This is a genomic window from Pseudoduganella albidiflava (assembly GCF_004322755.1).
Taxonomy (GTDB): domain Bacteria; phylum Pseudomonadota; class Gammaproteobacteria; order Burkholderiales; family Burkholderiaceae_D; genus Rugamonas; species Rugamonas albidiflava.
Genome location: NZ_CP036401.1, coordinates 5,540,883 through 5,563,763 on the forward strand (window position 1 = coordinate 5,540,883; position 22,881 = coordinate 5,563,763).

A 22,881-nucleotide genomic window follows, 5' to 3' on the forward strand; every position below is an offset into this window, starting at 1 on the left:
GGCGATCCTGAGCTGCCTACTTGTCCCGACTATTTGTGCGTAAATGTCGTCTGCCGCCTAGTTTTGTTAACTGGTCGACGTCTGGTCATCAAACCATATGCTCAGCAGCGCTGTCAACGCTGCAACTTTTGCCGCTTGCCGTGCCGAGAAGCCTGTCACGGCGCTCGTGTGACTAGCATCCGTGCCCCTGCGAGGGCGCAAAATCTGCGCATTTACAGGGGCTTATCCCTGTGGCTCAGCCAAAGAAGATTTGGGCGAACCCGAAAAATGCCAAAAAAACTATCAATTCTCGTGGTGAAACAAAGTTGCGAAAACGCCACATGCACTGCCATTCCGCTAAAAAAGCGGCATGCTCATAGCATGAATAGCGAATATAGTCATTTCCCTGATGGCAGATTGGCGCGGATATTCTGCTTATCGCGCGTGATTCGCTCGAAATCGCGCATTAATACCTCTTTATCCGTTTTGGTTTTATCGGCGAACTGCACGGTTTTATCCGCCCACGATTTATTTTCAGCAGCCACCTGATCCGCGACGGCCTGCCCTTCCGCGGCAAGCCGTGCATAAACCGTTTCGATCGATGTCGAGGCGCGCTGGAATTCGTCGTTGTTCATCACACTGATGATGTCGGGCGGGATCGTGTTGGTCACGGGCAGGGCCCCATTCAGCCGGGTGGCGAACGTTTCGTAGCACGCACGCCACTTGTTGATGGCCTCATTGGTGCGCGCGATGTCGGCGTTGGTGCTGGAGAGTTCCGGGATGGATGGCCGCACACATCCGTAGCTGCCATAGGCCAGCTGCTGGCCCGTGAAGTTGTGCGTATAGGCAGCGATGTCGGCTTTCATGCGCTGGCGCTGCTGCACCAGGGCCAGCGAATTCTTCGCCTCCGCCTGCCCCGCGGCCAGCGCCTTGTTCAGCCAGAACTCGGCCTGCTTCGGATCCTCCGCCGTGCCCTCGCCGAAGCCGTACATTTCCCCCAGCTGCAGCTGCGCGGCACTTTCGCCGCCCTCGGCCAGTACCTTGAAGTTGCGGAACGCCTCGCTGAACTGCTTGGCTTCCCATTGTTTTTGCGCGGTCGCCAGATCGGCGCCCAGCGCTGGCCCCGCGGATAGCACGATGGCCAGCATTGCCCACTTATCACGCATGATGTCCCGCTTTCTCGAAAGTTAAGAAAAAACAACTATCAACAATCATGACATGGTGACCATGGAAAAATGTCGTCAAAGTGTGAACCCGAGGATAGTGACGTTTTGCCGCAACAACTTTCATGGGCTGCGCGGGCGTGCTTGCGGCGGGCCGGCCGGCTGGAACAGGTAAAATGGAGGTTTTTCATGCCGCGCCGCGGTACCACAGGACACGATTAGAGATGTTGCGACTGAACGAAGTGAAACTGCCACTCAACCACGATGCCGATGCCTTGCGCGCCGCCATTCTCGAGCGGCTGGGCATTCCTCCCGAGGCGCTGCTGGGCTTCACCGTGCACAAGCGCAGCTACGACGCGCGCAAGAAAGCACACATCGTGCTGATCTACTCGGTGGACCTGGAAACCGTGGACGAGGCCGATGTGCTGGCCCGCAACGCGCGCGACGTGCACCTGATGCCGTCGCCGGACATGGCGTACAAATATGTTGCGCATGGCGTGAACCGCGATGGCCGCCAGCCGCGCCCCGTCATCATCGGCATGGGACCGTGCGGCCTGTTCGCCGCGCTGATCCTGGCGCAGATGGGCTTGAACCCGATCGTGCTGGAACGGGGCAAGACGGTACGCGAGCGCACCAAGGACACGTTCGGCTTCTGGCGCAAGCGCGCGCTCAACCCGGAATCGAACGTGCAGTACGGCGAAGGCGGCGCCGGCACCTTTTCCGACGGCAAGCTGTACAGCCAGATCAAGGATCCACGCCACCTGGGCCGCAAGGTGCTGACCGAGTTCGTCAAGGCCGGCGCGCCGGAAGAGATCATGTATGTCAGCAAGCCGCACATCGGTACCTTCCGCCTCGTGAAGATGGTGGAAGCGATGCGCGAGGAAATCATCGCGCTGGGCGGCGAGATCCGCTTCGAGCAGCGCGTGACCGATTTCGAGATCGAGGAACGGAACGGCGTGCGCCAGCTGCGCGGCCTGCAACTGGCTTCCGGCGAGCGCATCGCGACCAACCACGTGGTGCTGGCGATCGGCCACAGTTCGCGCGACACGTTCCAGACGCTGTATAACCGCGGCGTGTACGTGGAAGCCAAGCCGTTCTCGATCGGCTTCCGCGTCGAGCACCCGCAGTCGCTGATCGACACCTGCCGCTTCGGCCCGAACGCCGGCCACCCGATCCTGGGCGCGGCCGACTACAAGCTGGTGCACCACGCGAAGAATGGCCGGGCCGTGTACAGCTTCTGCATGTGCCCTGGCGGCACGGTGGTGGCGGCCGCTTCCGAGCCGGGCCGCGTGGTCACCAACGGCATGAGCCAGTACTCGCGCGCCGAACGCAATGCCAACAGCGCGATCGTGGTCTCGATCAGCCCGGAAGACTATCCGGGGCACCCGCTGGCCGGCATCGAATTCCAGCGCAGGCTGGAAGAAGCGGCCTTCCGCCTGGGGGGCGAGGACTACAACGCACCGGGCCAGCTGATGGGCGATTTCGTGGCGGGCCGCCCTTCCACCGAGTTCGGCGCCGTGATCCCGTCCTACAAACCGGGCGTGCACCTGACGGACCTGGCGACGATCCTGCCGGATTACGCCACGGAGGCGCTGCGCGAGGCATTCCCGGCATTCGACCGGCAGGTACGTGGCTACTTCAAGCACGATGCCGTGCTGACGGGCCTGGAGACCCGCACCTCGTCGCCGATCCGCATCAAGCGCCGCGACGACGACCTGCAGAGCATGAACACGCGCGGCCTGTTCCCGGCTGGCGAGGGCGCCGGCTACGCGGGCGGCATCCTGTCGGCCGGCGTGGATGGCATCAAGGTGGCGGAGGCGGTCGCGCTGTCGATGGCGGCCGCGGACGTGGCTTGAGCCTGGAAGCGAGCGTCACAGCGGCTATAGCCAGTAACGCCGCTTAGATAAACCACCCCAAGTGCAAATTCCGGGGTCAGGGAGGAATGCTGGCATGCATGCCAGCATCGTTCCGCAGGCGCGAAGCATGCTTCGCGAAACCCCTGCTTCACCCCGGCGGGGCAGAGCAGGGGTTTCGAGGAGAATTGCTCCTAGCCTGCGTCGCGGTACCGGCATGCATGCCGGTACTCCCTCCTGACCCCAGCCCTTCGCCGTTGGGGTGACTGCATGCGCCTTCAATGTGTCGGGTAGCGCTTATCTAAGCGGCATTAATTACAGCCAGCGGGCTTTCTTGAAGCGGCGATACAGGTAGAAGCACACCGAGAACATCGCCGCCAGCGCCAGCGGATAGCCCCACTTCGACTTCAGCTCGGGCATGAACTCGAAGTTCATGCCCCAGATGCCGGCAAATGCCGTCAGCACCCCGAAGATCGCGGCCCATGCCGCGAGGCGCTTGTTAACCTCGCCCTCATCGAGCGCGATCATCGACAGGTTCACCTGGATCGCGGTGGCGATGGTGTCGCGGATCGAGTCGAGGATGCCGTTGATGCGGGCCAGGTGGTCGTGCACGTCGCGGAAGTATTCCTGGCTGCTGGCGCACACGGCGGGCACGCGGCCGCCGTGCAGCTTGCCGATGGCATCGAGCAGCGGCGCCACGGCGTGGCGCATGGTCATCACCTTGCGCTTCAGGTCATACAGCCGCTCGATATTGTCGCGCTGCGAAGTGCCCGTGAAGATGCGGTCCTCGATGGCCTCGAGTTCGGACTCGAAGGCATCCACCACCGGGAAGTAGCGGTCGACCACCGCATCCATCAGCGCATACAGCACGAAGCCGGCGCCATGCCGGAGCAGGTGCGGCTCGCGCTCGGCACGCGCGCGCACGCCGAGGAAGCCGTGCGAGCTGTTCTGGCGCGACGACAGCACATAGTCATGGCCGACGAAGATGTCGATCTCGCCGAGCACGAGTTCATCTTCCCGCTGCTCGACCGTCTTGACGACGACGAACAGCGAATCGCCGTATTCCTCGATCTTGGGCCGCTGGTGGCCGCGCTGCGCATCTTCCACGGCCAGTTCGTGCAGGTTGAACTCATGCTGCATCTCGGCCAGCTCGCCCGGCTCCGCATCGCGCATCGCCACCCAGACGAACGTATCGTCGCGCGCGAGGTAGTCGCTGATATCGGCCGGCGGCAGGTCGGCCAGCTTGCGGCCGTGCTGGTAGGCGACGCAGTTGATCAGCATGGAATACCGAGGGAAACGCGTTTCAAGGAAAACCTCCCGACAGTGACAGGGAGAGCTTAGCTGAAATTCGCTGAATGCCGAGCTTTGGTGTTGGCCGTGGAAAACCGGTGTCAGACACCATTTCCGGGAGATTCATCCGGAAATGGTGTCTGACACTGGTGTTCGCCAGCGTTTCGACTGATCGGCTGGGAATCAGCTGGATTAAGCCGCACTGCGAATTAGTTGGATTAAGCCGCACTGCGGCTTAATCCTCCTTCGCCCCGTCGATCCCCAGCTCGGCGATCTTGCGCGTGATGGTGTTCCGGCCGATGCCCAGCCGCACGGCGGCATCGTTCTTGCGCCCGTGCGTGTACTTCAGGGCGGTGCGGATCAGCGCCGACTCGAACTGCCGGCCCAGCACGTCCATCACATCCTGCTGGCCGTCGGACAGCATGGTGGCGGCCTGCAATTCCAGCAGCGACAGCCAGCCATCCGGGCCCGGCGCGGCGGGAGCCATCACGGCGGCCACCGGCACGCCATGCGCGGCGTGATGCGGCAGCGCCGCCGCCAGCTCGGGCGCGGCCTGCATGGCGCTCTGCCCTTCGGACAATTCCAGCGGCAAGTCCTTCACTTCCACCGTCTGGCCGGGCGCCATCACGGTGATCCAGTTGCACAGGTTTTCCAGCTGGCGCACATTGCCCGGCAAGTCCAGGCTTTGCAGGAAGGCCAGCGCGGCATCGCTCATGCGCTTGGTCTCCACGCCGAGTTGCCGGGCGCTCTGCACCAGGAAGTGGCGCACCAGGATGGGGATGTCCTCCCTGCGTTCGCGCAGGCTGGGCAGCCGCAGCCGGATCACGTTCAGGCGGTGGAACAAGTCTTCGCGGAACAGGCCGTCGCGCACGCGCTGTTCCAGGTTCTGGTGCGTGGCCGTGATCACACGCACGTTCGCCTTCAGCGGCTGGTGGCCGCCGACACGATAGAAGTGCCCGTCGGACAGCACGCGCAGCAGCCGCGTCTGCAGGTCGAACGGCATGTCGCCGATCTCGTCGAGGAACAGCGTGCCGTTCTCGGCCTGCTCGAAGCGGCCGCGCCGGGTGGCCTGGGCACCGGTGAAGGCGCCGCGCTCGTGGCCGAACAGTTCCGATTCCAGCAAGTCCTTCGGGATCGCCGCCGTGTTCAGTGCGATGAACGGCTGCTGCGCGCGCGGGCTGTGCTTGTGCAGCGCGCGCGCCACGAGTTCCTTGCCCGAGCCCGATTCGCCGGTGATCAGCACCGTCACGTTCGATTGCGACAGCCGGCCGATGGCGCGGAATACTTCCTGCATCGCCGGCGCCTGGCCGAGGATCTCGGGGGTGTCTGCCGGGCCGGACTCCACGCTGGCTTCGCGCAGGCTTTCGTCCAGCGCGCGGCGGATCAGTTCCACGGCCTTGTCGATGTCGAACGGCTTGGCGAGGTATTCGAAGGCGCCGCCCTGGAAGGCCGCCACGGCCGAATCCAGGTCGGAAAACGCGGTGATGATGATGACGGGCAGGCCCGGCAGCCGCGACTTCACCAGCGACAGCAGGTCGAGCCCGGAGTCGCCCGGCATGCGGATATCGGAGACGAGCACCTGCGGCGTCTCGTACTCCAGCGCGGCGATCGCGTCGCGCGCATTGGCAAAACTCTTGGTGGCGAGGTTTTCCCTCGCTAGTGCTTTTTCCAGTACCCAGCGGATCGATTCGTCGTCATCGACAATCCAGATTGGCTTCATATGTGATGTGCTTCCCGCAATTTGGATTCATCAGCGACTTCGGCTATCCCTCCCCCGCTTATGGCAGGGGCAGCAGGATGCGGAAGTCCGTAAAGCCGGGCCTGCTTTCGCATTCGATGACGCCCATGTGCTGGTGCACGAAGGTTTGCGCCAACGTCAAACCCAGGCCGCTGCCGCCATCGCGCCCCGATACCAGGGGATAGAAGATGCGGTCGCGGATCTGGGGCGGAATGCCCGGTCCGTTGTCGATGATATGCAAATCTAATGCCAGGTTATAACGGACCTTGGCCAGCGTGACCTGGCGTGCCACGCGGGTGCGGAACGTGATCTGCGCATCGCCCGTTTCGATGCGTTCGGCCAGCGCCTGCGCCGCGTTGTGGACGATGTTCAGCACCGTCTGGATCAGCTGCTCCTTGTCGCCGCGGAATTCGGGCAGGGAAGCATCGTAGTCGCGCACGATCTGCAGGCCCGTGGGGAACTCGGCCAGGATCAGGCTGCGCACGCGCTCGAGCACTTCGTGGATGTTGACGTCGCCCACGATGTGCGGACGGCGGTGCGGCGCCAGCAGGCGGTCGACCAGCGTCTGCAGCCGGTCCGCTTCCTTGATGATCACCTGCGTGTACTCGCGCAGCTGCTGCAGGTGCAGCGGCGGCAATTCCATCTCGAGCAGCTGTGCCGCGCCGCGGATGCCGCCCAGCGGGTTCTTGATTTCATGGGCCAGGTTGCGGATCAGTTCCTTGTTGACCTGGCTCTGGTCCAGCAGCCGCTCTTCGCGGTCCAGCTTCATCTGCTGCACGGTCTCGCGCAACTCCAGCAGCACGTTGCCATCCGGCTCATCCATCGCGCTGGCGATGGCATGCACGTGCAGCGGTTCGCGGGCCGGGCGCTCCAGCGTCAGCTCTTGCCGCAGGTCGGAAAACTTGTGGGCGCGCGCCTGCGTGATCACATGTTCGAATTCGGCCGGGTTGGAAAACAGGTCGCACAGCCGCTGTCGCGACAGGGCCTTCAGCGAGCTTTCCAGCATGTTCTCGGCCGCCGCGTTGGCAAAGGCGATGCGGCCGCCGGCATCCACGATCACCACGGCGGACGCCAGCAGGTCGAGGCCCGCGAGCGTGTGCGAACGCGGGATGGCGCCCGCCGCCGCAGCGGCGGCACGGGCGATATTGGTCACAATTTTCATCGTATGTTGGCGATCTCGCGCTGTAGTGCTGCCACGTTCTGTTCCGAGCGGGCGATGGCGTCGCGCAGGCTGGCCACCCGCTCCTGGTACTTGGCGTAGTTGCGCTCGTCACCGCGCCGTTCCGGCTCGCCGTTGTTGAATTCACGGCGCAACTCGCCCAGCTTCTGCATTTCGGCGTTCAGTTCGTCGGTCAGGATCTGGCGGCGGTCGGCATCGCGGGCCTTCTGTTCCGCCGTGTTCACGCGAGGAAACGCCACCGGGCCCGGGCTGGCGGCTCGCGGCGCCGGGCTGGCCGCCGGTGCGGGCGCCAGTGGACGTGGCCGTGTCGCCTCCCTTGGCGGCGGTGCCGGAATGGCCGCATTCGGCAAATCCAGCAGCACGCATTGCTTGCCGCGGATCTGGCGATCCGTGTATTCCTTGCGCCCTTCGGCATCCGTGCAGCGGTAGATCTGGGCCGAAGCGCCAGCGGTGGCCGTGAGCAAAAACAGTAACAACGAGCAGCGTGCGATCATGCCCCGACTATACAACAACCGAAAAAAAACGCGAGGAAGGCTGCTGCCCTCCCCGCGTCGATCGCTACCGGTCCAAGACGTCCGGCAGCTTCGCCATTACAGCGAGTAGTACATGTCGAACTCGACCGGGTGCGTGGTCTGGCGCATGCGGGTCACTTCCGTCATCTTCAGTTCGATGTAGGCATCGATCATCGAATCGGTGAACACGCCGCCGCGGGTCAGGAACTCGCGGTCCTTGTTCAGGTGATCCAGCGCTTCTTCCAGCGATGCGCAGACGGTCGGGATCAGCGCGTCTTCTTCCGGCGGCAGGTGGTACAGGTCTTTCGACGCTGCTTCGCCCGGGTGGATCTTGTTCTGCACGCCGTCCAGGCCGGCCATCATCAGCGCGGCGAAGCACAGGTACGGGTTGGCCAGCGGATCCGGGAAGCGCGTCTCGATGCGGCGGCCTTTCGGGTTCGCCACGTGCGGGATGCGGATCGATGCGGAACGGTTGCGTGCCGAGTAGGCCAGCTTCACCGGTGCTTCGTAGCCAGGTACCAGGCGCTTGTACGAGTTGGTGCCCGGGTTGGTGATCGCGTTCAGCGCCTTGGCGTGCTTGATGATGCCGCCGATGTAGTACAGCGCGAAGTCCGACAGGCCGGCATAGCCGTCGCCGGCGAACAGGTTCTTGCCGTCTTTCCAGATCGACTGGTGCACGTGCATGCCCGAGCCGTTGTCGCCCACGACCGGCTTCGGCATGAAGGTGGCGGTCTTGCCGTAGCTGTGCGCCACGTTCCAGATCACGTACTTCATGTTCTGCGTCCAGTCGGCGCGCTCGACCAGGGTCGAGAACTTGGTGCCGATTTCATTCTGGCCGGCGCCGGCCACTTCGTGGTGGTGCACTTCGACCGGGATGCCCATCGATTCGAGGATCAGGCACATTTCCGAGCGCATGTCCTGGAACGAATCGACCGGAGGCACCGGGAAGTAGCCGCCCTTGACGGTCGGACGGTGGCCGCTGTTGCCGCCTTCGATGTCCTTGTCGGTCGACCACGACGCTTCGTCGGAGTCGATCTTGACCATCGCGCCGGACATGTCGATCTTCCACTTCACGGAGTCGAAGATGAAGAATTCCGGTTCCGGGCCGAAGTAGGCGGTGTCGCCCAGGCCGGACGATTTCAGGTACGCCTCGGCGCGCTTGGCGATCGAACGCGGATCGCGGTCGTAGCCCTTGCCGTCCGACGGTTCGATCACGTCGCACTGCATGAACAGCGTGGTTTCTTCGAAGAACGGATCGATGTTGGCGGTGCTCGGGTCCGGCATCAGGATCATGTCGGATGCTTCGATGCCTTTCCAGCCTGCAATGGAAGAACCGTCGAAAGCATGGCCGCTTTCGAACTTGTCGATATCGAAGTGGGACACAGGCACGGTCACGTGCTGCTCTTTACCACGGGTATCGGCGAAACGGAAGTCGACGAACTTGACTTCGTTGTCTTTGACCAATTGCAGGACTTCTTCGGCGGTACGTGCCATTACTCATCTCCTAAGTGAAAAGGGCTGCCGTCACATTGTGCGGCGGTAACTCGCGTACTGTAATGCACGAAGCGTGCCAGCATTAAGCTTCTATCCATATGCGGCGAGTTACATTGATCTTGCTCCCTACGGAAACTAAAATCATCCGTACGGAAACGTGCGGCGAAATGCACCAGGATTGCGCATCCGAGAGTTCGCCCAACTTTGGTGCAGATAGACCATTTTGCACCAATTTCGACCACCGCGCCCCAAAATGTGGCATACGTATCCAGGGCGAAATTTTCCTCGATACAAGCCCTTCGATGATAGAGACAGTTCCCAAGGATTTAACGCCAAATGAGCACCAACGACATTCTCGAGCGCGCCCGCGAGCGCGGCAATGGCCTGCCCTATGCTGGCGCAGTCACGCCCCAGGAAGCGCACCAGCTGATCCAGGGCAACCCGACCGTACGCCTCATCGACGTGCGCACCAATGCCGAGCGCGACTGGGTGGGACGGGTGGCGATCGATGACGCGCAGCATGGCGCCGTCCAGTGGAGCACCTATCCGGGCGGTGTACCGAACCCGGCGTTCGTCCAGCAGCTGAGCGCCATCGCCGGCAAGGACGACGTGCTGCTGTTCCTGTGCCGTTCCGGCGTGCGCTCCCGGCATGCCGCGAAGCTGGCCACCGAAAACGGCTTTGCCAACAGCTTCGATATCCTGGAAGGCTTTGAAGGCGACAAGGATGCCGAGGGGCATCGCAAGAGCGTGGGCGGGTGGTGCAAGGCGGGGCTGCCCTGGGTGGGGGCCTGAGCATCGCTGGAGGCGTTACCCCCAACGGCAGAGGCCGGGGTCAGGGAGGAGTGCTCGCTGGCAGGCGAGCACTGCTAGGCCGGCAAGGAGCGATGCTCCTCGAAACCCCGGCTAGGCCCGCCGGGGTGCCACAGGGGTTTCGCGGAGCATGCTCCGCGCCTGCGGCACGGTGTGAGCCTGCAGGCTCACACTCCTCCCTGACCCCAGCGTTTGCTTTGGGGTTGAATCAACGTTACTGACTCGCCTGCAAAAGTACTACAGCGCGTACGTCAACCGCGCATACACGAACCGGCCCGAGCGGCCGAACGGCGAGTAGTTCGTGAACGGGGCGTTGCCGGTCGTGTTCAGCGCGGCCGGGTAGGCGTCCGGATACTGGTCGAACAGGTTTTCGGCCCCCACGGCCAGCGACAGCGCCGGGTTGATCTTCCACCGCCCTTCCAGGTCCACCAGCGTCTTCGCGGACATCGTATGGTCCAGCGCCGGCGTGGTGCCCGGCGTCAGGATCTTGCCGTAGCGCGTGGCGCGCAGGGTGGCGCCCCACGGCCCCAGGTTCCACGTGCCGCTGGTGGTGAACTTGGTCTTCGGCGTGCCCTGCTCGAAGGTCAGCACGTTGACGCGGTCGAACAGCACCGGTGCCGGCGACAGCGCGGCCAGCTCGGCCGTTTGCGGCACCTTGTCCACGCTGGTCTTCGTGTAGTTGCCGGCCACGGTCAGGTCGAAGCGGCCCGCGGCGCCCAGGTTCCACGGATAGTTCAGCACCACGTCCACACCCTTCGTGGTCGTGTCGACGCCGTTGATGAAGAAGCGGCCGCCGCCCACGCCGGGGAAGCCGTTCGCCGTCAGGTAATTGCGCACGTTGGCCTGCGTGAGGTTTTCCGACAGCACGATACGGTCGCGGATCTCGATGTGGAAGGCGTCGACCGTCAGGCTGCCGCGGCCCAGCTTGGTGACGGCGCCCAGCGAGAAGTTGGTGGACTTTTCGGCATCCAGCGGCTTGGCACCCAGCGCGATCGCCGCGGCGTCGGTCGGCTTGAACGTGGTGATGTCGAACGGCACGCCGTTGATGAAGTTGGTCGAGGTGGACGTGAAGTTCTGCTGCTGCATCGATGGCGCGCGGAAGCCGTTCTGCACCGAGCCGCGCAGCCCGAAGTTCGGCGTGAAGTCGTAGCGGCCGGCGAACTTGCCAGACCAGTTGCTGCCGAAGTCGGAGTAATGCTCGCCGCGCACGGCGAACGACGCCAGCAGCGACGGCAGCACGGTCGCCTCGACGTCGGCGAACACGCTGTAGGCGGTGCGGTGGCTGTCCGATTCGTCGGACGGGCGGAAGCCCGGGAACACTTGCGAGCCGGATGCGGTGGGCAGGCCGGAAGCGAGCAGCACGCCGCCGTTGCGCCAGGAATCCGGTTCGCCCGCTTCCAGCTTGTAGCCTTCGCGCCGCGCTTCGCCGCCCAGCGCCACGTTCAGCGGCGACGCCAGGCCGACGTCGAACTGGCGCACGGCCGACAGGTTGTAGGTCAACTGGTCATACGAGAAGCCGCCCGCCTCGAATTCGGTCTTGCTGGACGGGCCCAGCGAACGGTTCAGCGTGTTCTGGATGGTGAAGTCCATCTTGTTCTTGCCGTAGCTGAACGAGGAATCCATGTCCCAGCCACCGCTCGTCCACGTGAAGCCGGCCGCCGCGGAAAAATCGTCCACGTCCGGCGCGATGATCGGCAGGAAACCGTTCGGGTAGATCTCGATGGTGTTGTTGTCCTGCAGGGCGCGGCGGAAGAAGCCGCCCGATTCCGCCTCGCGCTTCTGGTAGCTGGCCCAGCCATACCACTTGAGCGTTTCGCTGACCTGGCCGCCGGCATTGGCGAACACGGTCGACTGCTTCATCTCGGGTTCGCCATACCAGGCGTTGAAGCGGTTGATGGTCGCCTCGCGCGGGTCGAACCCACCGTTCACGAGCGGATATTGCTGGCGCGTGTCGTAGCCGCTGCGTTCCGTGTGCTCCTGGTCCTTGTACTCGGCGGCGATGGTCAGGAAGCCGGTCTCGCCCAGCGGCAAGCCCTTCCACAGGCTGACGGTGGCGACACCGCCATCGCGGCGCTCGCGTTCATCCTGCGTGCCCCAGTTCGCGCCGGCCGGCGGCGGCGCCACGGCGAATTCATATTCGGTGATGCGCTTGCCGTAACTGACGGTGGCCTCGCCGCCGCTCCGGTCGTTGCGCAGGCGGATGTTGACGACGCCCGCGATCGCATCGGAGCCGTATTGCGCCGATGCGCCGTCGCGCAGCACCTCGATATTCTTCACGATGCCGGTCGGGATCGTGTTCATGTCCACGGCGGCCGAGCCGCGGCCGATCGTGCCGTTCAGGTTGACCAGCGACGCGGCATGGCGGCGCTTCGAATTCACCAGCACCAGCGTCTGGTCCGGCGCCAGGCCGCGCAGAGTCGCGGGGCGGATGGTGTCGGTGCCATCGGCCAGGCCCGGGCGCGGGAAGTTCAGCGACGGCAAGGCAACGGACAGGGCTTGCGTGATTTCCGGCACGCCCGAGTTCTTGATCGTGTCGGCCGAGATCACGTCGACCGGCGCGGCGGTGTCCAGCACGGTGCGGTTCGAAACGCGCGTGCCGGTCACCACCACGGTGGCCTGGTTGTCTTCGGTGGAAGTGGCTTGCTGGGCGGCGGTGTTGCCGGCAAACAGGGAGGCGATGGCGCCGGCAAGCAGCGCCCTGGCTGGTAAGGTATTGCGAAGCATCCTGGTCCCTTATCTGGTGATGAAGTCAATGACGGACTCATCATCGGGGCCGGACTGCCGGGGTGTCAATTTTGTAACGCTACCGCCGGCTGAAAATGTCGCAATATTTACACGGTACTTCTACGTACCAGCGCCGAACAAAGTGCTTACGGGGCCGGTGCCGCGGTGCCCATCAGGCCTTCGATCCGTTGCCGCACGAAATGCACGTGGCTGCGCAAGCCATACAGGTCGTCGGCGAACGACAGCGGGATCGACAGGTGGTTGACGCGTTCCTCGATCTCGTTCAGGCGCACCAGCTGCTCCGCATAGATCGGCCCCCGCTCTTCCGGCGCTACTTCCACCGCATCCTCGATCGCCCCCTCCACGGTGCGCAGCTGCCCGTACCAGCGGTAGATGCGCGAACGCACGCGCCACACGTACAGCGGCGGCACGATCTTCGACAGCGGCAGGATCAGCGCGGACAGCGCCAGCAGCAGCACCCACATCCGGTCGAGGAAGTTCGCCAGCCAGAAGCTCATGTAGCGCTGCAGGAATGGCGCGCCATCCTTGTAGAACTTGGCTGCTTCGTCCGCCACGGGGATTTCCGTGTACTTCGCGGACGGGAACTGCCCCTGCTGCTGGAACCAGCCGGCGCCGCCGTGGATCCTGGCCGCGGCCTGCACGAACAGTTCGACCAGCGCCGGATGCAGGTCTTCGCGCGCGACCAGGGTCGCGGTCGGCGCGATCAGGTGGTAATCGCGCGCCGGCAGGTCGCGGCCCAGGTCCACGATGCCGCGCGGCAGGGTCACGTGCGTGAGGAACGGCAGGCGGCGCGTGTAGGCCTCGGCCTGGGCAAAGTCGAACAGGTAGATGCCGGGCGTCTGCAACAGCATCTGGATCAGCGGGTCGTCCGGCGCGGCGGCGAACACCAGGCCATCGATGCGCCCTTCCAGCAATTCCACCGTGGCCGGCGTGTTGTCGAGCTGCGTGGTCTGCAGTTCTTCGCGCTCGACGCCGTTCACGGCCAGGATCTGCCGCACCAGGCGCGGCGTGCCGCTGCCGCGCGCGCCGATGTTGATCTTCAGGCCGCGCAACTGGGTCAGCTGCGCAAGCGGCGGCGCGCCCTCCTTCGCACGCAGGAACAGCCAGACCGGTTCCGTGAACAGGCTGCCCAGCGACACCAGGCCTTCGCGTTCCGGCGCCGCCTCGTCGGTCGTGCCGCTTTGCATGAAGGCGATGTCGACCTTCCCTTCCTTCAGCAGCTTGAGGTTGTCGCGCGACCCGTGCGAGCCTTGCGGCGTGACGGCGATGCCTTCCTTTTTCAGCAGCTCCTGGTACTTCTTGCCGAACACGTCATACGCGCTGTTGTCCTGGCCGGTGCCCAGCGTGACCTTGCGCGGCGGCGCCGGATCCACGATCAGGTAGGCGGCGATGCAGACGGCGGCAATGCCGAGGATGGTGGGGCCGGCCGAAGCGACCAGGTCGCGCAGCGAAAAGCTGGTGAACTTCTTCAGGCGGTTCATCGTGGAGCGGAGTGGGTGACGCAGGGAATTCACGGAGCATGCTCCGTGCCTGCGGAACGCTGCGGCCTTGCCAGGCCGCAGCCGGCACGACGGTTGAGTAGCAATTTCATCATAGGTGGCACGATGCCAACAAATGGTGAAAGGTGCAAGGGAAATGGCGGATGAAACGGGCTAGCGCATTCATTTACCCCAGAGGCAGATGCCGGGGTCAGACCCGGCGGGTCTGACCCCAGCTTTTCGCTGTTGGGGTGAATGCATGCATTTCAACGTGTCGGGTAACGCTTCAAAAACGGGTGTCAGACACCCTTCAGGGTGTTTGACACCGGTTTTCTTCTCACCCGCCGCAGGCCTTGACGGGCGCGCCCAGCGCGGCAGCGGCAGCCGCCACGGAGGAATTGGCGGGCAGCGCAGCCTGGTTCGGCTCGATCAGCGGCATCAGGCTGGGCGCCAGCACCGTCAGCAGCTGCACCGGCAGCGCGCTGGTGAAGTCGTAGTTCTTCGATTCCGGGCCGCGCACGTAGGCGGTCATGCTGCCGAAGAAGCGCTCGCCGATATTGAACACGAACGTGGCCGAGCGGTTCACGTAGCGCGATTCGATCAGGCGGCCGCCGCCGGCATACACGTCGAAGCGCTGGTCGCCGGTACCGGTCTTGCCGCCGACCGGGAGGTTGGTGCCGTCGGCCGCCACGAAGGCGGTCTTCGCGCGCTTCGCGGTACCGTCCGACACCACGCCGCGGATTTCATCGGCCACCACGCGCGCCACTTCCGGCGCCAGCACCCGTTCCGCGGCCACCTTCTCGGCGCGCGCCACTTTCGTGTCGTACGGCGTGCCGGCGGCGAAGTGCAGCGACTCGATGCGCTGGGTAGGCTTGCGCACGCCGCCGTTGACGATAATGCCCATCATCTCCGCCAGCGCGGCAGGCCGGTCGGCCGAGGCGCCCAGCGTGGTCGCATACGACGGCACCAGCGAGCCGAATGGATAACCCATCTTCTTCCACTGGTTGTGGATGCCGATGAAGGCTTCCATTTCCAGCAGACCAGCGATGCGGCGGTCCTGCGCGTGCTTGCGGTGCGTCTTGAACAGCCACTGGTAGACTTCCTGGCGCTCCTTGTCGGAGGCCGCCACCACCTGCGACAGCGTGGCGCCTTCGTGCTGGCGCAGGTAAGCCACCAGCCACAGTTCCAGCGGGTGCACGTTGGCCAGGTAGCCGCGGTCGGCCAGGCTCCACTTGTCCATCGCGTACTGCTCGAACATCTTCTCGAGCCGCTCCTGCGGCACTTCGTTCTGTTCGAGCAGGTTGCCGTTGACGAACATGGCGAACTCGCCCAGCGAAGCCTTGGGGAACAGCGTGCGGTGGATGTTGGCCAGGCGCAGCGGCGTGGGGCGGATGCTGTCGACCAGGATCTTGTCGAGCTCCGACTTCGGCTTGCCCTTGTATTTCGCGTAGAAGCGGTACAGGAATTCCTTGCCTTCCTTGTCGGCGAAGCGGGCCAGGTACTCGGCACGGCGCGGATCGTCGGCGTCGGCCAGCAGGCTGGCGGACGAACCGGGCATCTGGAACATGTAGTACTTGACCACGTCGCGCATCAGCCGCACGAACAGCAGGTTGGTCGAGCGGCGCAGGCCTTCGCGCACGGTCAGGATGCGGCCGTTGTCTTCCTTCGAGAAGTTGCCGAAGTAATGCAGGCCGCCGCCGGTGAAGAAGCCCTCGCCCGGATTGCCGGAATAGGTGCGCTCCATCGCCGCGTTCAGCATCGCCGTCAGGTCGCGCTTGTCCTGCGGCGTGATCGACAGCCACTCGATGGCCCACGCGGTCAGCCGGTCTTTCGGATCGAACTGCACCTTGCCCAGTTCATCGGCGCTCATGGCGCCGTATTTCTTGAACAGCTGGTCCATGATGTCGAGGTAGGTGACCAGCGTGCGCAGCTTCGCCGTGGAACCCAGGTCCAGCTTGGCGCCTTCGTTGATGTCCAGCGGCTGGTCGTAGTTATCCGTCTGCACGCGCAGGTAGTTGACCTTGTCGCCGCGCTCGAGCAGCGTGAAGCTGTACACGACGTTGGCCGGGTCGCCGTTGCCCAGCATGCCCTTGCCGGTCAGGCCGGCGGCCTGGGCCACGGTGGCATCCTTCAGGTCGCGCAGCATGGCGGCCACGGCGCGCTGGGCGTCCGCGTCCAGCGTGCTGACCACCGACAGGTCCAGCCGGTCGAGGTTGTACATGCGGTTGTCGCCCAGCAGGTTGGCCAGGTGCACGCGCACCGTGTTGGCGGCCTTCTTCGTCACGTAGCTGACCGGCGGCGCGGCCTGCAGGCCGTTGCCCTTGGCCGGGCGCAGCCGTTCCTTCAGCGCGGCATCGCGCAGCGACGGCGTGATGATGCCCACTTGCGCCAGCAGGCGCAGGTGGCTGTTGGCCAGGGTTTCCAGGTCCTGGTCGCCGTCGCCCAGGTAGTAGCTGGGGCGGCGCTGCGCGATCAGCAGCGACAGCGCTTCCTTGAACACGAGCGCGCTGCCCGGCTGGTCCATGCGGCCGGCCAGCAGGCGGTTCACTTCGTTGAAGTCGCGGCCATACCAGACCCACATGCCGTCGCCGATGCCGTTCACCTCGCCATAACCGGGCTTGGCCGACAGCGGCACCGTGTTCAGGTAATCGGTCACGATCTGGCGGCGCACCGCGGTCGTGTCCTCGCCCTGCTGGTAGGCGCGCAGCGTGGCCGACACCATCTGCTGCAGCTTGTCCTTCATCGAACCGGTGCGCCCTTCCGGCGAATGGCGGTATTTCTCGATCTGCGTGGCCAGCGTGCTGCCGCCGGCGGCGCGGCTGCTGGCCAGGCCCACGGCGCTGGCCGATTTTTCCAGGATCGCTTTCGACAGGCGATCCCATTCCACGGCGGGATTGCGTTTCGGGTAAGTGTTGTCCAGCAGCTCGCGGTTCTCGATGAACAGCAGGCTGTGCACCAGTGCCGCCGGGGTCTGGTCGAAGCCCGGGTAGATGCGTTCCGGGTAGCTGGCCGAGAACAGCGGCTGGGCGCGGCAATCGTAGATCGTCAGGCCGGTGCGGGTCTTTTCACGGAACGTGGTGAACACTCCCATGTCGGCCAGCTGCACCATCTTCGGCGAGAAGCGCGATTGCGCCAGCACCTGGTAGTCGCGCTGCTTCAGGCGTGCCAGGTAGTCCGGGATGTTGGCATAGCCGAGCCGCTCGTCATACGGGCTGTCCTGCGGGAAGCGGATCGCATTGCTGGGACCTGGCTCGACCTTGTAACTGAGCTGCTTGACGACGCCGGTGAAGTATTTCGCCTGCATCGTCGAGGTGCGCGATTCGTGGACCATCCACCAGATGACCAGCGACAGCAATACCAGCATCAGCAGGATGAATGCGTTACGGGAGCGACGGCTTTTGGGCTCGGACGGCGGCGGCGTGGCCGTCTGTTCGTCGTCCAGGCCTTGCCTTTCTTGATCGTATTGGGAAGACATGATTGCGAGTGAAACTACGTTCTGCTACTGGTTCTGCTACGGGTTCTGCTACGAGTTGTTTGCTGTAGGGGCCTTGCCGCGCACTGCGCACGGCTTATTGCCATTGCACCACATCGCATGGATGCGCACGGGTTAACTGGCCGAAAACAGGCCGAATATTTAGGGCGGTACGGGTATTTTCGCAAAAAAACAACGACCCTGATCTGCAAGCAACAGTACCTGCCCGGCGGCGGCCCTGGCCTGTCATGCCGCCGTCACACGGCGGTCACGCTTTGGTCACGCTTTGGTCACGGGATGCGCTGGTACTCGGCGCCTTGCGCATCGAGCCCCGCGCACAGCCGCACGAAGGCGGCCGCCACCTGCGCCGGATCGCCCTTCACACCGAGTTCGATGTGCCGCCGCGTGCGCGCATCGCCCACGCTGGGCAGGCTGAACACCTTGATGCCAGGCCAGGTGGCTTCGATCTCTTCCATCAGCGGCGTAAGCGCCGCCTCGGCGCCGTCGAACACGAGCACCGCCTGCTCGGCACGCGCCTGCTGGTTGAACAGGTGCGCATGGTGCGTATCGAGCACCCATTCGATCATCGGCCAGGCCATCACGGGAAAGCCCGGCACGAAATAATGGGTACCGAGCGCGAAGCCGGCCACGTTGTTGTACGGGTTCGGGATCAGTTCCGCGCCCTCGGCGAATTCGGCCATCTTCAGCCGCTGCAGGTTCTCCGGCGCCTCCAGGTCCACCTCGCGCCCTTCTTCCTGCGCCACCTGCCGCACGCGCTGGCGGATGTTCTCGGCGCCCTGCGGATGCAGCACCAGCGGTCGGCCCAGCGCGGCCGCGGCGGCCTGGCGCGTATGGTCGTCCGGCGTGGCGCCGATGCCGCCGGTGGAGAACACGATGTCATCCGTGGCAAAGGTGCGTTTCAGCGTGGCCGTGATGCGCTCCGGCTCATCGCCGATGTACTCGGCCCAGCCCAGTTGCAGGCCGCGCGCGGCCAGCAGCTGCACGACTTTCGGCAGGTGCGCATCGACGCGCTTGCCCGACAGGATTTCATCGCCGATCACGATCAGGCCGATGGTGGTGACCTTGTTGCTCATATCTGCTCCAGGTTTTCGGTGGGGGCGGTGGGGGCGCTGCGGGCACGCAGCTGCGATAGCGCTTCCAGGCAATAATATTCAAACCACAAGCCGGTGAAGATGAAGACCAGCACATACAGCCACAGGGCCGCGGCCAGCAGCAAGGGCAGCAGGGCCATCATCGCCACGGCGCCGCCGATCCACGCGATCGCCGGCAGCGAACCGGCCGCGCCGGAGGCCACGCCGATCGCCAGAAGCGGCCATTTCTTTTCGCGCTGGATGATCTCGATCTCCTCGGCGCTGGCATGTTCGGACAGCGCGTCGTAGCTCATCACGCGCGACGTGAGCCAGCCCCACAGCAGCGCCGACGCCACCACCGCCAGCGGCGGCACCACATACAGCGGCAGCAGGCAAAGCCAGACCACGATAAACACGAGGAACAGCGCGATCGCCTTGCCGACGCCTTTCACCAGGCTGCCGCCCTGCTTCCTCTCCAGGTGCGGGAAATGGCGGTCGCCCACGTGCTTCACGATCGCCGGCATCGCCGCCACGCCGATGAACACCAGCGCCGTGAGGATCATCAGCGGCAACAGCAGCAGCAGGGAAACCAGCACCGGAATCACGGTCTTCAGGAACGTCATGCCGATGGTTTCCAGCCACGGGGTCGAATACGTGTACAGCTCGAGCCGGAAGAAATGGCTTTCTATCCAGTTCACCAGCGGCTGCAGCGTGAAGTACAGCACCACACCCCATACGACGAGGGAGAGCAGGAACGGCACCGCGGACAGGATCAGCATGCGGCCATGCAGTTGCGACAATACCGCGCGGCCATAGGCATTCAGGACGCCGCGCATCAGTGCGCCCTCCCGCCGCGCCGGCCGGCCAGGGACCGTGCGGTTCCGTCGAACGCATCGAACGCATCGTCCGCAAGGTTGCCAGGGCCGGCAGGGTGGATACCGGAATCATCAGGGACACGGCGGGTATGGCGAAACATGGGAACTCGCGACTGGGAAGGCAAAGCCGTATTCTACGGCCAATGCCCGGCCTGGCCGCAAGGCCCGCAGGCCGGCGCCCGCCGCTCCTACTAGCCCCCCATCCCGCGTTGCACTACAATCGTCAGCCCGAACCAACATGTAAAGGAACGCCCATGTCCATCACCACCACCCCATCCGGCCTGCAGTACGACGAAATCCAGGTCGGCGACGGCGCCGAGGCGAAAGCAGGCCAGAATGTCACCGTGCACTACACCGGCTGGCTGCAGAACGCCGACGGCAGCAAGGGCGCGAAATTCGATTCCAGCAAGGACCGCAACGACCCGTTCGAATTCGCACTGGGCGCCGGCATGGTCATCCGCGGTTGGGACGAAGGCGTGCAGGGCATGAAAGTGGGCGGCACCCGCCAGCTGATCATCCCGGCCGACCTGGGCTACGGCGCGCGCGGCGCGGGCGGTGTGATCCCGCCGAACGCCACGCTGATCTTCGACGTAGAACTGCTGGGCGTGTGATGCGCTTGCCGGCATTGACGCGCCTGGCGGCCGCCCTGCTCGCGACGGCGGCCCTGTCCGGCTGCGCCGTCGTCACGGTCGGCGCGGCCGTGGTGGGTGCGGGGGTCAGCGTCGCATCGACCGCGGTCGACGTGGGCGTCGCTGCCGGCAAGGGCGTCGTCTACGTGGGCAAGGCTGCCCTGTCGGACGACGACGAGGAAGACGAGGACGAGAAGAAGAAGTAGCAGAAGCCGGACTGGCGGGAAAAACCGGGTCAAACCCGGAACACGCTGCGGATCACTTCGGCCTCCCCTGGTGATCACATCATGAACACATGATGATCACATCGGGAACCCATCGGGAACCCATCGGGATCACGTCGGAAGCACATCGAAATCACCTGGGAATTACATCGGAACCACGTCGGCGGATCACCGCCGCGATCACATGGTGATCACCCCGGGCGCCCTTGCGGCGCCTTTTTCTTGCCTGCCTTTTGTGCGCTAGCGCTGCCAGGCGCGCTGCATGGCGTCCTGTTCCGCCTTTGCATCCAGCGGCTCGCCGGAGATGCGCTGTTCGATCGCCGCCTTGACCGGTGGCGAGAGCTCGGTGGCGGCGGCCGCGTCGGCGTTCCTTGCCGGCGACGGACGCGGGTTCTGCATCACCAGCGGCAGGCGCCATTCCTGCCCTGTCTTGCAGGCCAGGCCTTCGATCTCGAAGGTGCCGCTGCCGCTGGCGAAGCTGCGGCAGTAGCTGCCATCGGTGGAGACGAACGACATGCCGATGCGCACCGCGCCGGCGGCCCGCGCCGCCGCGTTGGTGGCCACGCCCGCAGCGCCCGGCGGTGCGGACAGCTGCTGCTCGAGTGCGGCGACGAGGCGGCCCTCGGCCGCCAGCGTGCCCTCGTGGCTGGCGACCAGGTCGACCCGCGGTTCATCGGCCTGGAAGTACGTGAGGCCGAACGTGCCGGCCAGCACGCCCACCACCAGCACACCACCCAGCGCCATCCATTCCGGCCACGACCAGCGCCGCTCGCGCGTGGCCTTGCGGGCCGCCAGCTGGCTGGCTTCGCGCCGCGCGCGCACCGCGTCGAGACTGACCACGGTGGCCTGCCGCGCCGGGCGCATGCGCTGCCCGTCGTCGGCCGGCGCGAAGCCGGCGAAGACGTTGCTGCGCCGCGTCTTGTAATGGGCGACACGCCGGGCCAGCGCCAGGTCGGTGGAACAGGCCTGCTCCACGGCGCGGCGGGTGGCCATGTCCAGTTCGCCGTCGGCATATGCCATCAGGGTTTCGTCGGAAAAGCTCATGATGTGGCCCGCCTGTGTTCAAGGGACGATGCTTCATATTAGCACCGCGCCGCACTGGTCAGGCGTCCGGCTGCGCCGGGCCGGCGCGCACCGGCCCGCCAGACCATGCCGCACCGCAGCAGCCCAGCAGCCATAAGGGTTTCTGTTGGTTCAAAGGATTACTTTCCGCAAATATTGTGCTAATCTGCGGCCTCTATTAACCACGGAGGTAGTAATGAAAAAAGGCGAACTGATTGCAGAATTTGCGAAGCGTACCGAAATGTCCGGTGCCGCCGCCAACGACGCAGTGAATACCCTGATTGCCATCGTTACCGAGCGCCTGAAAAAAGGCGATACGGTCGGCATCACCGGCTTCGGCACCTTCTCGGTTGCCAAGCGCGCTGCTCGCAAAGGCCGCAATCCTGCAACCGGCGAAGCGATCAAGATCGCCGCGTCGAAGACGCCGAAGTTCTCGGCCGGCGCCACGCTGAAGGCGGCTGTGAACCCGACCAAGAAAAAGTAATCCCGCTGTCGAGATTAAACGGCGGTCAGGCCCCGGTCGCCTCGGGTCCTGGCCGCCGTGTTCATTTGGCGGGCCATTTCGAGGGCTTGCTCTACAGTTTCCCGCTCCGGCCGCCGCGCGGGTTTTGTATGATGCGCCGAACATCCTGCAACCCTGCAACCCCAAGAGGACCCTATGAGCCTGCAACAACAGTTCGACCAGGCAGTCGCCGATTCGAAGACCCTGCCGGAACGCCCGGACAACATGACGCTGCTGAAGATGTACGCGCTGTACAAGCAGGGCTCGTCCGGCGACGCCACCGGCGAGCGCCCCGGCATGACCGATTTCGTCAACCGTGCCAAGTACGACGCCTGGGCCGCCCTGCAAGGCACGCCGCAGGAAGACGCGCAGCAGCAGTACATCGACCTGATCGCCGACCTGAAGGCCTGACCTTCCAGCGCGTGCCGGCCCGGCCTGGCACGCGCCGCCCCATCATTCCGGCGCGAACACCTTGCGCATCTTCTCGGCGACCTTGCTCTGGATCGCCGGCGCGAAAGCGCCATACAGGAATCCCAGCCTGATTTCCATCTGCGCCTGCTTGTCCAGCAGCGTCAGCGTGCCTTCCACGCCGCTTTTTCCGAAACGCAGCACGTCGCCCTGCCATTGGCAGGAAAGGTCCAGTTCGCGCGCCAGTTTGTCGGCCACTTGCTGGGCGGCGGCACGCGCCGCGTCGGGAGCGAGGTTATGGGGTTGGATGATGTTGATCATGCTTGGGGTCGGCAAAAAAAGGCGCCATCATGCCATAACGGCAGCCTTTCCAGCA

At 64.6% G+C, this 22,881-nt stretch carries 19 protein-coding genes; 6 read left to right on the top strand and 13 right to left on the bottom strand.

The genetic code is table 11. The features are described 5' to 3' along the window. Positions 1-377 precede the first annotated feature (377 nt). On the bottom strand, positions 378-1,127 hold the full coding sequence (locus EYF70_RS22935; protein WP_131147461.1) for a tetratricopeptide repeat protein: 750 nt from the start codon (positions 1,125-1,127) through the stop codon (positions 378-380). Between the two features lie 239 nt (positions 1,128-1,366). Between EYF70_RS22935 and EYF70_RS22940 the strand changes: the two genes are divergently transcribed. Further along, the gene (locus tag EYF70_RS22940; protein ID WP_131147462.1) at positions 1,367-2,998 is read left to right on the top strand and encodes an NAD(P)/FAD-dependent oxidoreductase; all 1,632 of its coding nucleotides are present in this window, start codon (positions 1,367-1,369) and stop codon (positions 2,996-2,998) included. Positions 2,999-3,310: 312 nt separating this feature from the next. Here EYF70_RS22940 and EYF70_RS22945 read toward each other — a convergent pair whose 3' ends face one another. From EYF70_RS22945 to glnA, 5 genes are all read right to left on the bottom strand, one after another. Continuing rightward, on the bottom strand, positions 3,311-4,276 hold the full coding sequence (locus EYF70_RS22945) for a magnesium and cobalt transport protein CorA (RefSeq protein ID WP_131147463.1): 966 nt from the start codon (positions 4,274-4,276) through the stop codon (positions 3,311-3,313). Positions 4,277-4,520: 244 nt separating this feature from the next. Next, positions 4,521-6,005, bottom strand: coding sequence for a nitrogen regulation protein NR(I) (gene ntrC / locus EYF70_RS22950; RefSeq protein WP_131147464.1), 1,485 nt, complete (start codon positions 6,003-6,005; stop codon positions 4,521-4,523). A gap of 58 nt (positions 6,006-6,063) precedes the next feature. Continuing rightward, entirely contained in the window at positions 6,064-7,185 is a 1,122-nt protein-coding gene (gene glnL / locus EYF70_RS22955; RefSeq protein WP_131147465.1) for a nitrogen regulation protein NR(II), read from the bottom strand. Then, entirely contained in the window at positions 7,182-7,679 is a 498-nt protein-coding gene (locus EYF70_RS22960) for a DUF4124 domain-containing protein (protein ID WP_229420520.1), read from the bottom strand. The genes glnL and EYF70_RS22960 overlap by 4 nt, the downstream gene beginning before the upstream one ends. A gap of 114 nt (positions 7,680-7,793) precedes the next feature. Next, positions 7,794-9,209: a type I glutamate--ammonia ligase gene (gene glnA / locus EYF70_RS22965; RefSeq protein WP_131147467.1), complete on the bottom strand. Its 1,416-nt coding sequence runs from the start codon at positions 9,207-9,209 to the stop codon at positions 7,794-7,796. 336 nt (positions 9,210-9,545) lie between these two features. Here glnA and EYF70_RS22970 point away from each other — a divergent pair, with 336 nt between their 5' ends. Further along, complete coding sequence (locus tag EYF70_RS22970) at positions 9,546-10,001, top strand: rhodanese-like domain-containing protein (protein WP_131147468.1); 456 nt, start codon at positions 9,546-9,548, stop codon at positions 9,999-10,001. A 255-nt stretch (positions 10,002-10,256) separates the two neighbouring features. Here the strand turns inward: EYF70_RS22970 and EYF70_RS22975 are convergent, their stop codons facing one another. The 5 genes from EYF70_RS22975 to EYF70_RS22995 form a co-directional block, all read right to left on the bottom strand. Then, the gene (locus EYF70_RS22975) at positions 10,257-12,743 is read right to left on the bottom strand and encodes a TonB-dependent receptor plug domain-containing protein (protein WP_131147469.1); all 2,487 of its coding nucleotides are present in this window, start codon (positions 12,741-12,743) and stop codon (positions 10,257-10,259) included. A 146-nt stretch (positions 12,744-12,889) separates the two neighbouring features. Continuing rightward, positions 12,890-14,245: a TAXI family TRAP transporter solute-binding subunit gene (locus EYF70_RS22980; protein ID WP_131149292.1), complete on the bottom strand. Its 1,356-nt coding sequence runs from the start codon at positions 14,243-14,245 to the stop codon at positions 12,890-12,892. 334 nt (positions 14,246-14,579) lie between these two features. Then, positions 14,580-17,717, bottom strand: coding sequence for a transglycosylase domain-containing protein (locus EYF70_RS22985; RefSeq protein WP_131147470.1), 3,138 nt, complete (start codon positions 17,715-17,717; stop codon positions 14,580-14,582). A gap of 287 nt (positions 17,718-18,004) precedes the next feature. Continuing rightward, on the bottom strand, positions 18,005-18,808 hold the full coding sequence (locus EYF70_RS22990) for a competence/damage-inducible protein A (RefSeq protein ID WP_131147471.1): 804 nt from the start codon (positions 18,806-18,808) through the stop codon (positions 18,005-18,007). Next, the gene (locus EYF70_RS22995; protein ID WP_131147472.1) at positions 18,805-19,641 is read right to left on the bottom strand and encodes an EI24 domain-containing protein; all 837 of its coding nucleotides are present in this window, start codon (positions 19,639-19,641) and stop codon (positions 18,805-18,807) included. Before EYF70_RS22995 ends, EYF70_RS22990 begins: the two co-directional genes overlap by 4 nt. A gap of 293 nt (positions 19,642-19,934) precedes the next feature. Here EYF70_RS22995 and EYF70_RS23000 point away from each other — a divergent pair, with 293 nt between their 5' ends. Further along, positions 19,935-20,291 (top strand): FKBP-type peptidyl-prolyl cis-trans isomerase, encoded by a 357-nt coding sequence (locus EYF70_RS23000; RefSeq protein WP_131147473.1) that lies wholly within the window; start codon positions 19,935-19,937, stop codon positions 20,289-20,291. Next, positions 20,291-20,515, top strand: a complete 225-nt coding sequence (locus EYF70_RS23005; protein ID WP_131147474.1) for a hypothetical protein — start codon at positions 20,291-20,293, stop codon at positions 20,513-20,515. Before EYF70_RS23000 ends, EYF70_RS23005 begins: the two co-directional genes overlap by 1 nt. A 258-nt stretch (positions 20,516-20,773) precedes the next feature. Here EYF70_RS23005 and EYF70_RS23010 read toward each other — a convergent pair whose 3' ends face one another. After that, complete coding sequence (locus tag EYF70_RS23010; RefSeq protein WP_131147475.1) at positions 20,774-21,577, bottom strand: anti-sigma factor; 804 nt, start codon at positions 21,575-21,577, stop codon at positions 20,774-20,776. A 214-nt stretch (positions 21,578-21,791) separates the two neighbouring features. On the opposite strand from EYF70_RS23010, the gene EYF70_RS23015 reads away from it, so the two are divergent. Together EYF70_RS23015 and EYF70_RS23020 are read left to right on the top strand one after the other, a co-directional pair. Next, positions 21,792-22,079: an HU family DNA-binding protein gene (locus EYF70_RS23015; RefSeq protein ID WP_050409188.1), complete on the top strand. Its 288-nt coding sequence runs from the start codon at positions 21,792-21,794 to the stop codon at positions 22,077-22,079. A gap of 174 nt (positions 22,080-22,253) precedes the next feature. Then, positions 22,254-22,508, top strand: a complete 255-nt coding sequence (locus tag EYF70_RS23020; RefSeq protein ID WP_131147476.1) for an acyl-CoA-binding protein — start codon at positions 22,254-22,256, stop codon at positions 22,506-22,508. A 42-nt stretch (positions 22,509-22,550) separates the two neighbouring features. Here the strand turns inward: EYF70_RS23020 and EYF70_RS23025 are convergent, their stop codons facing one another. Continuing rightward, positions 22,551-22,826, bottom strand: a complete 276-nt coding sequence (locus EYF70_RS23025) for a polyhydroxyalkanoic acid system family protein (protein WP_131147477.1) — start codon at positions 22,824-22,826, stop codon at positions 22,551-22,553. Positions 22,827-22,881: the final 55 nt, after the last annotated feature.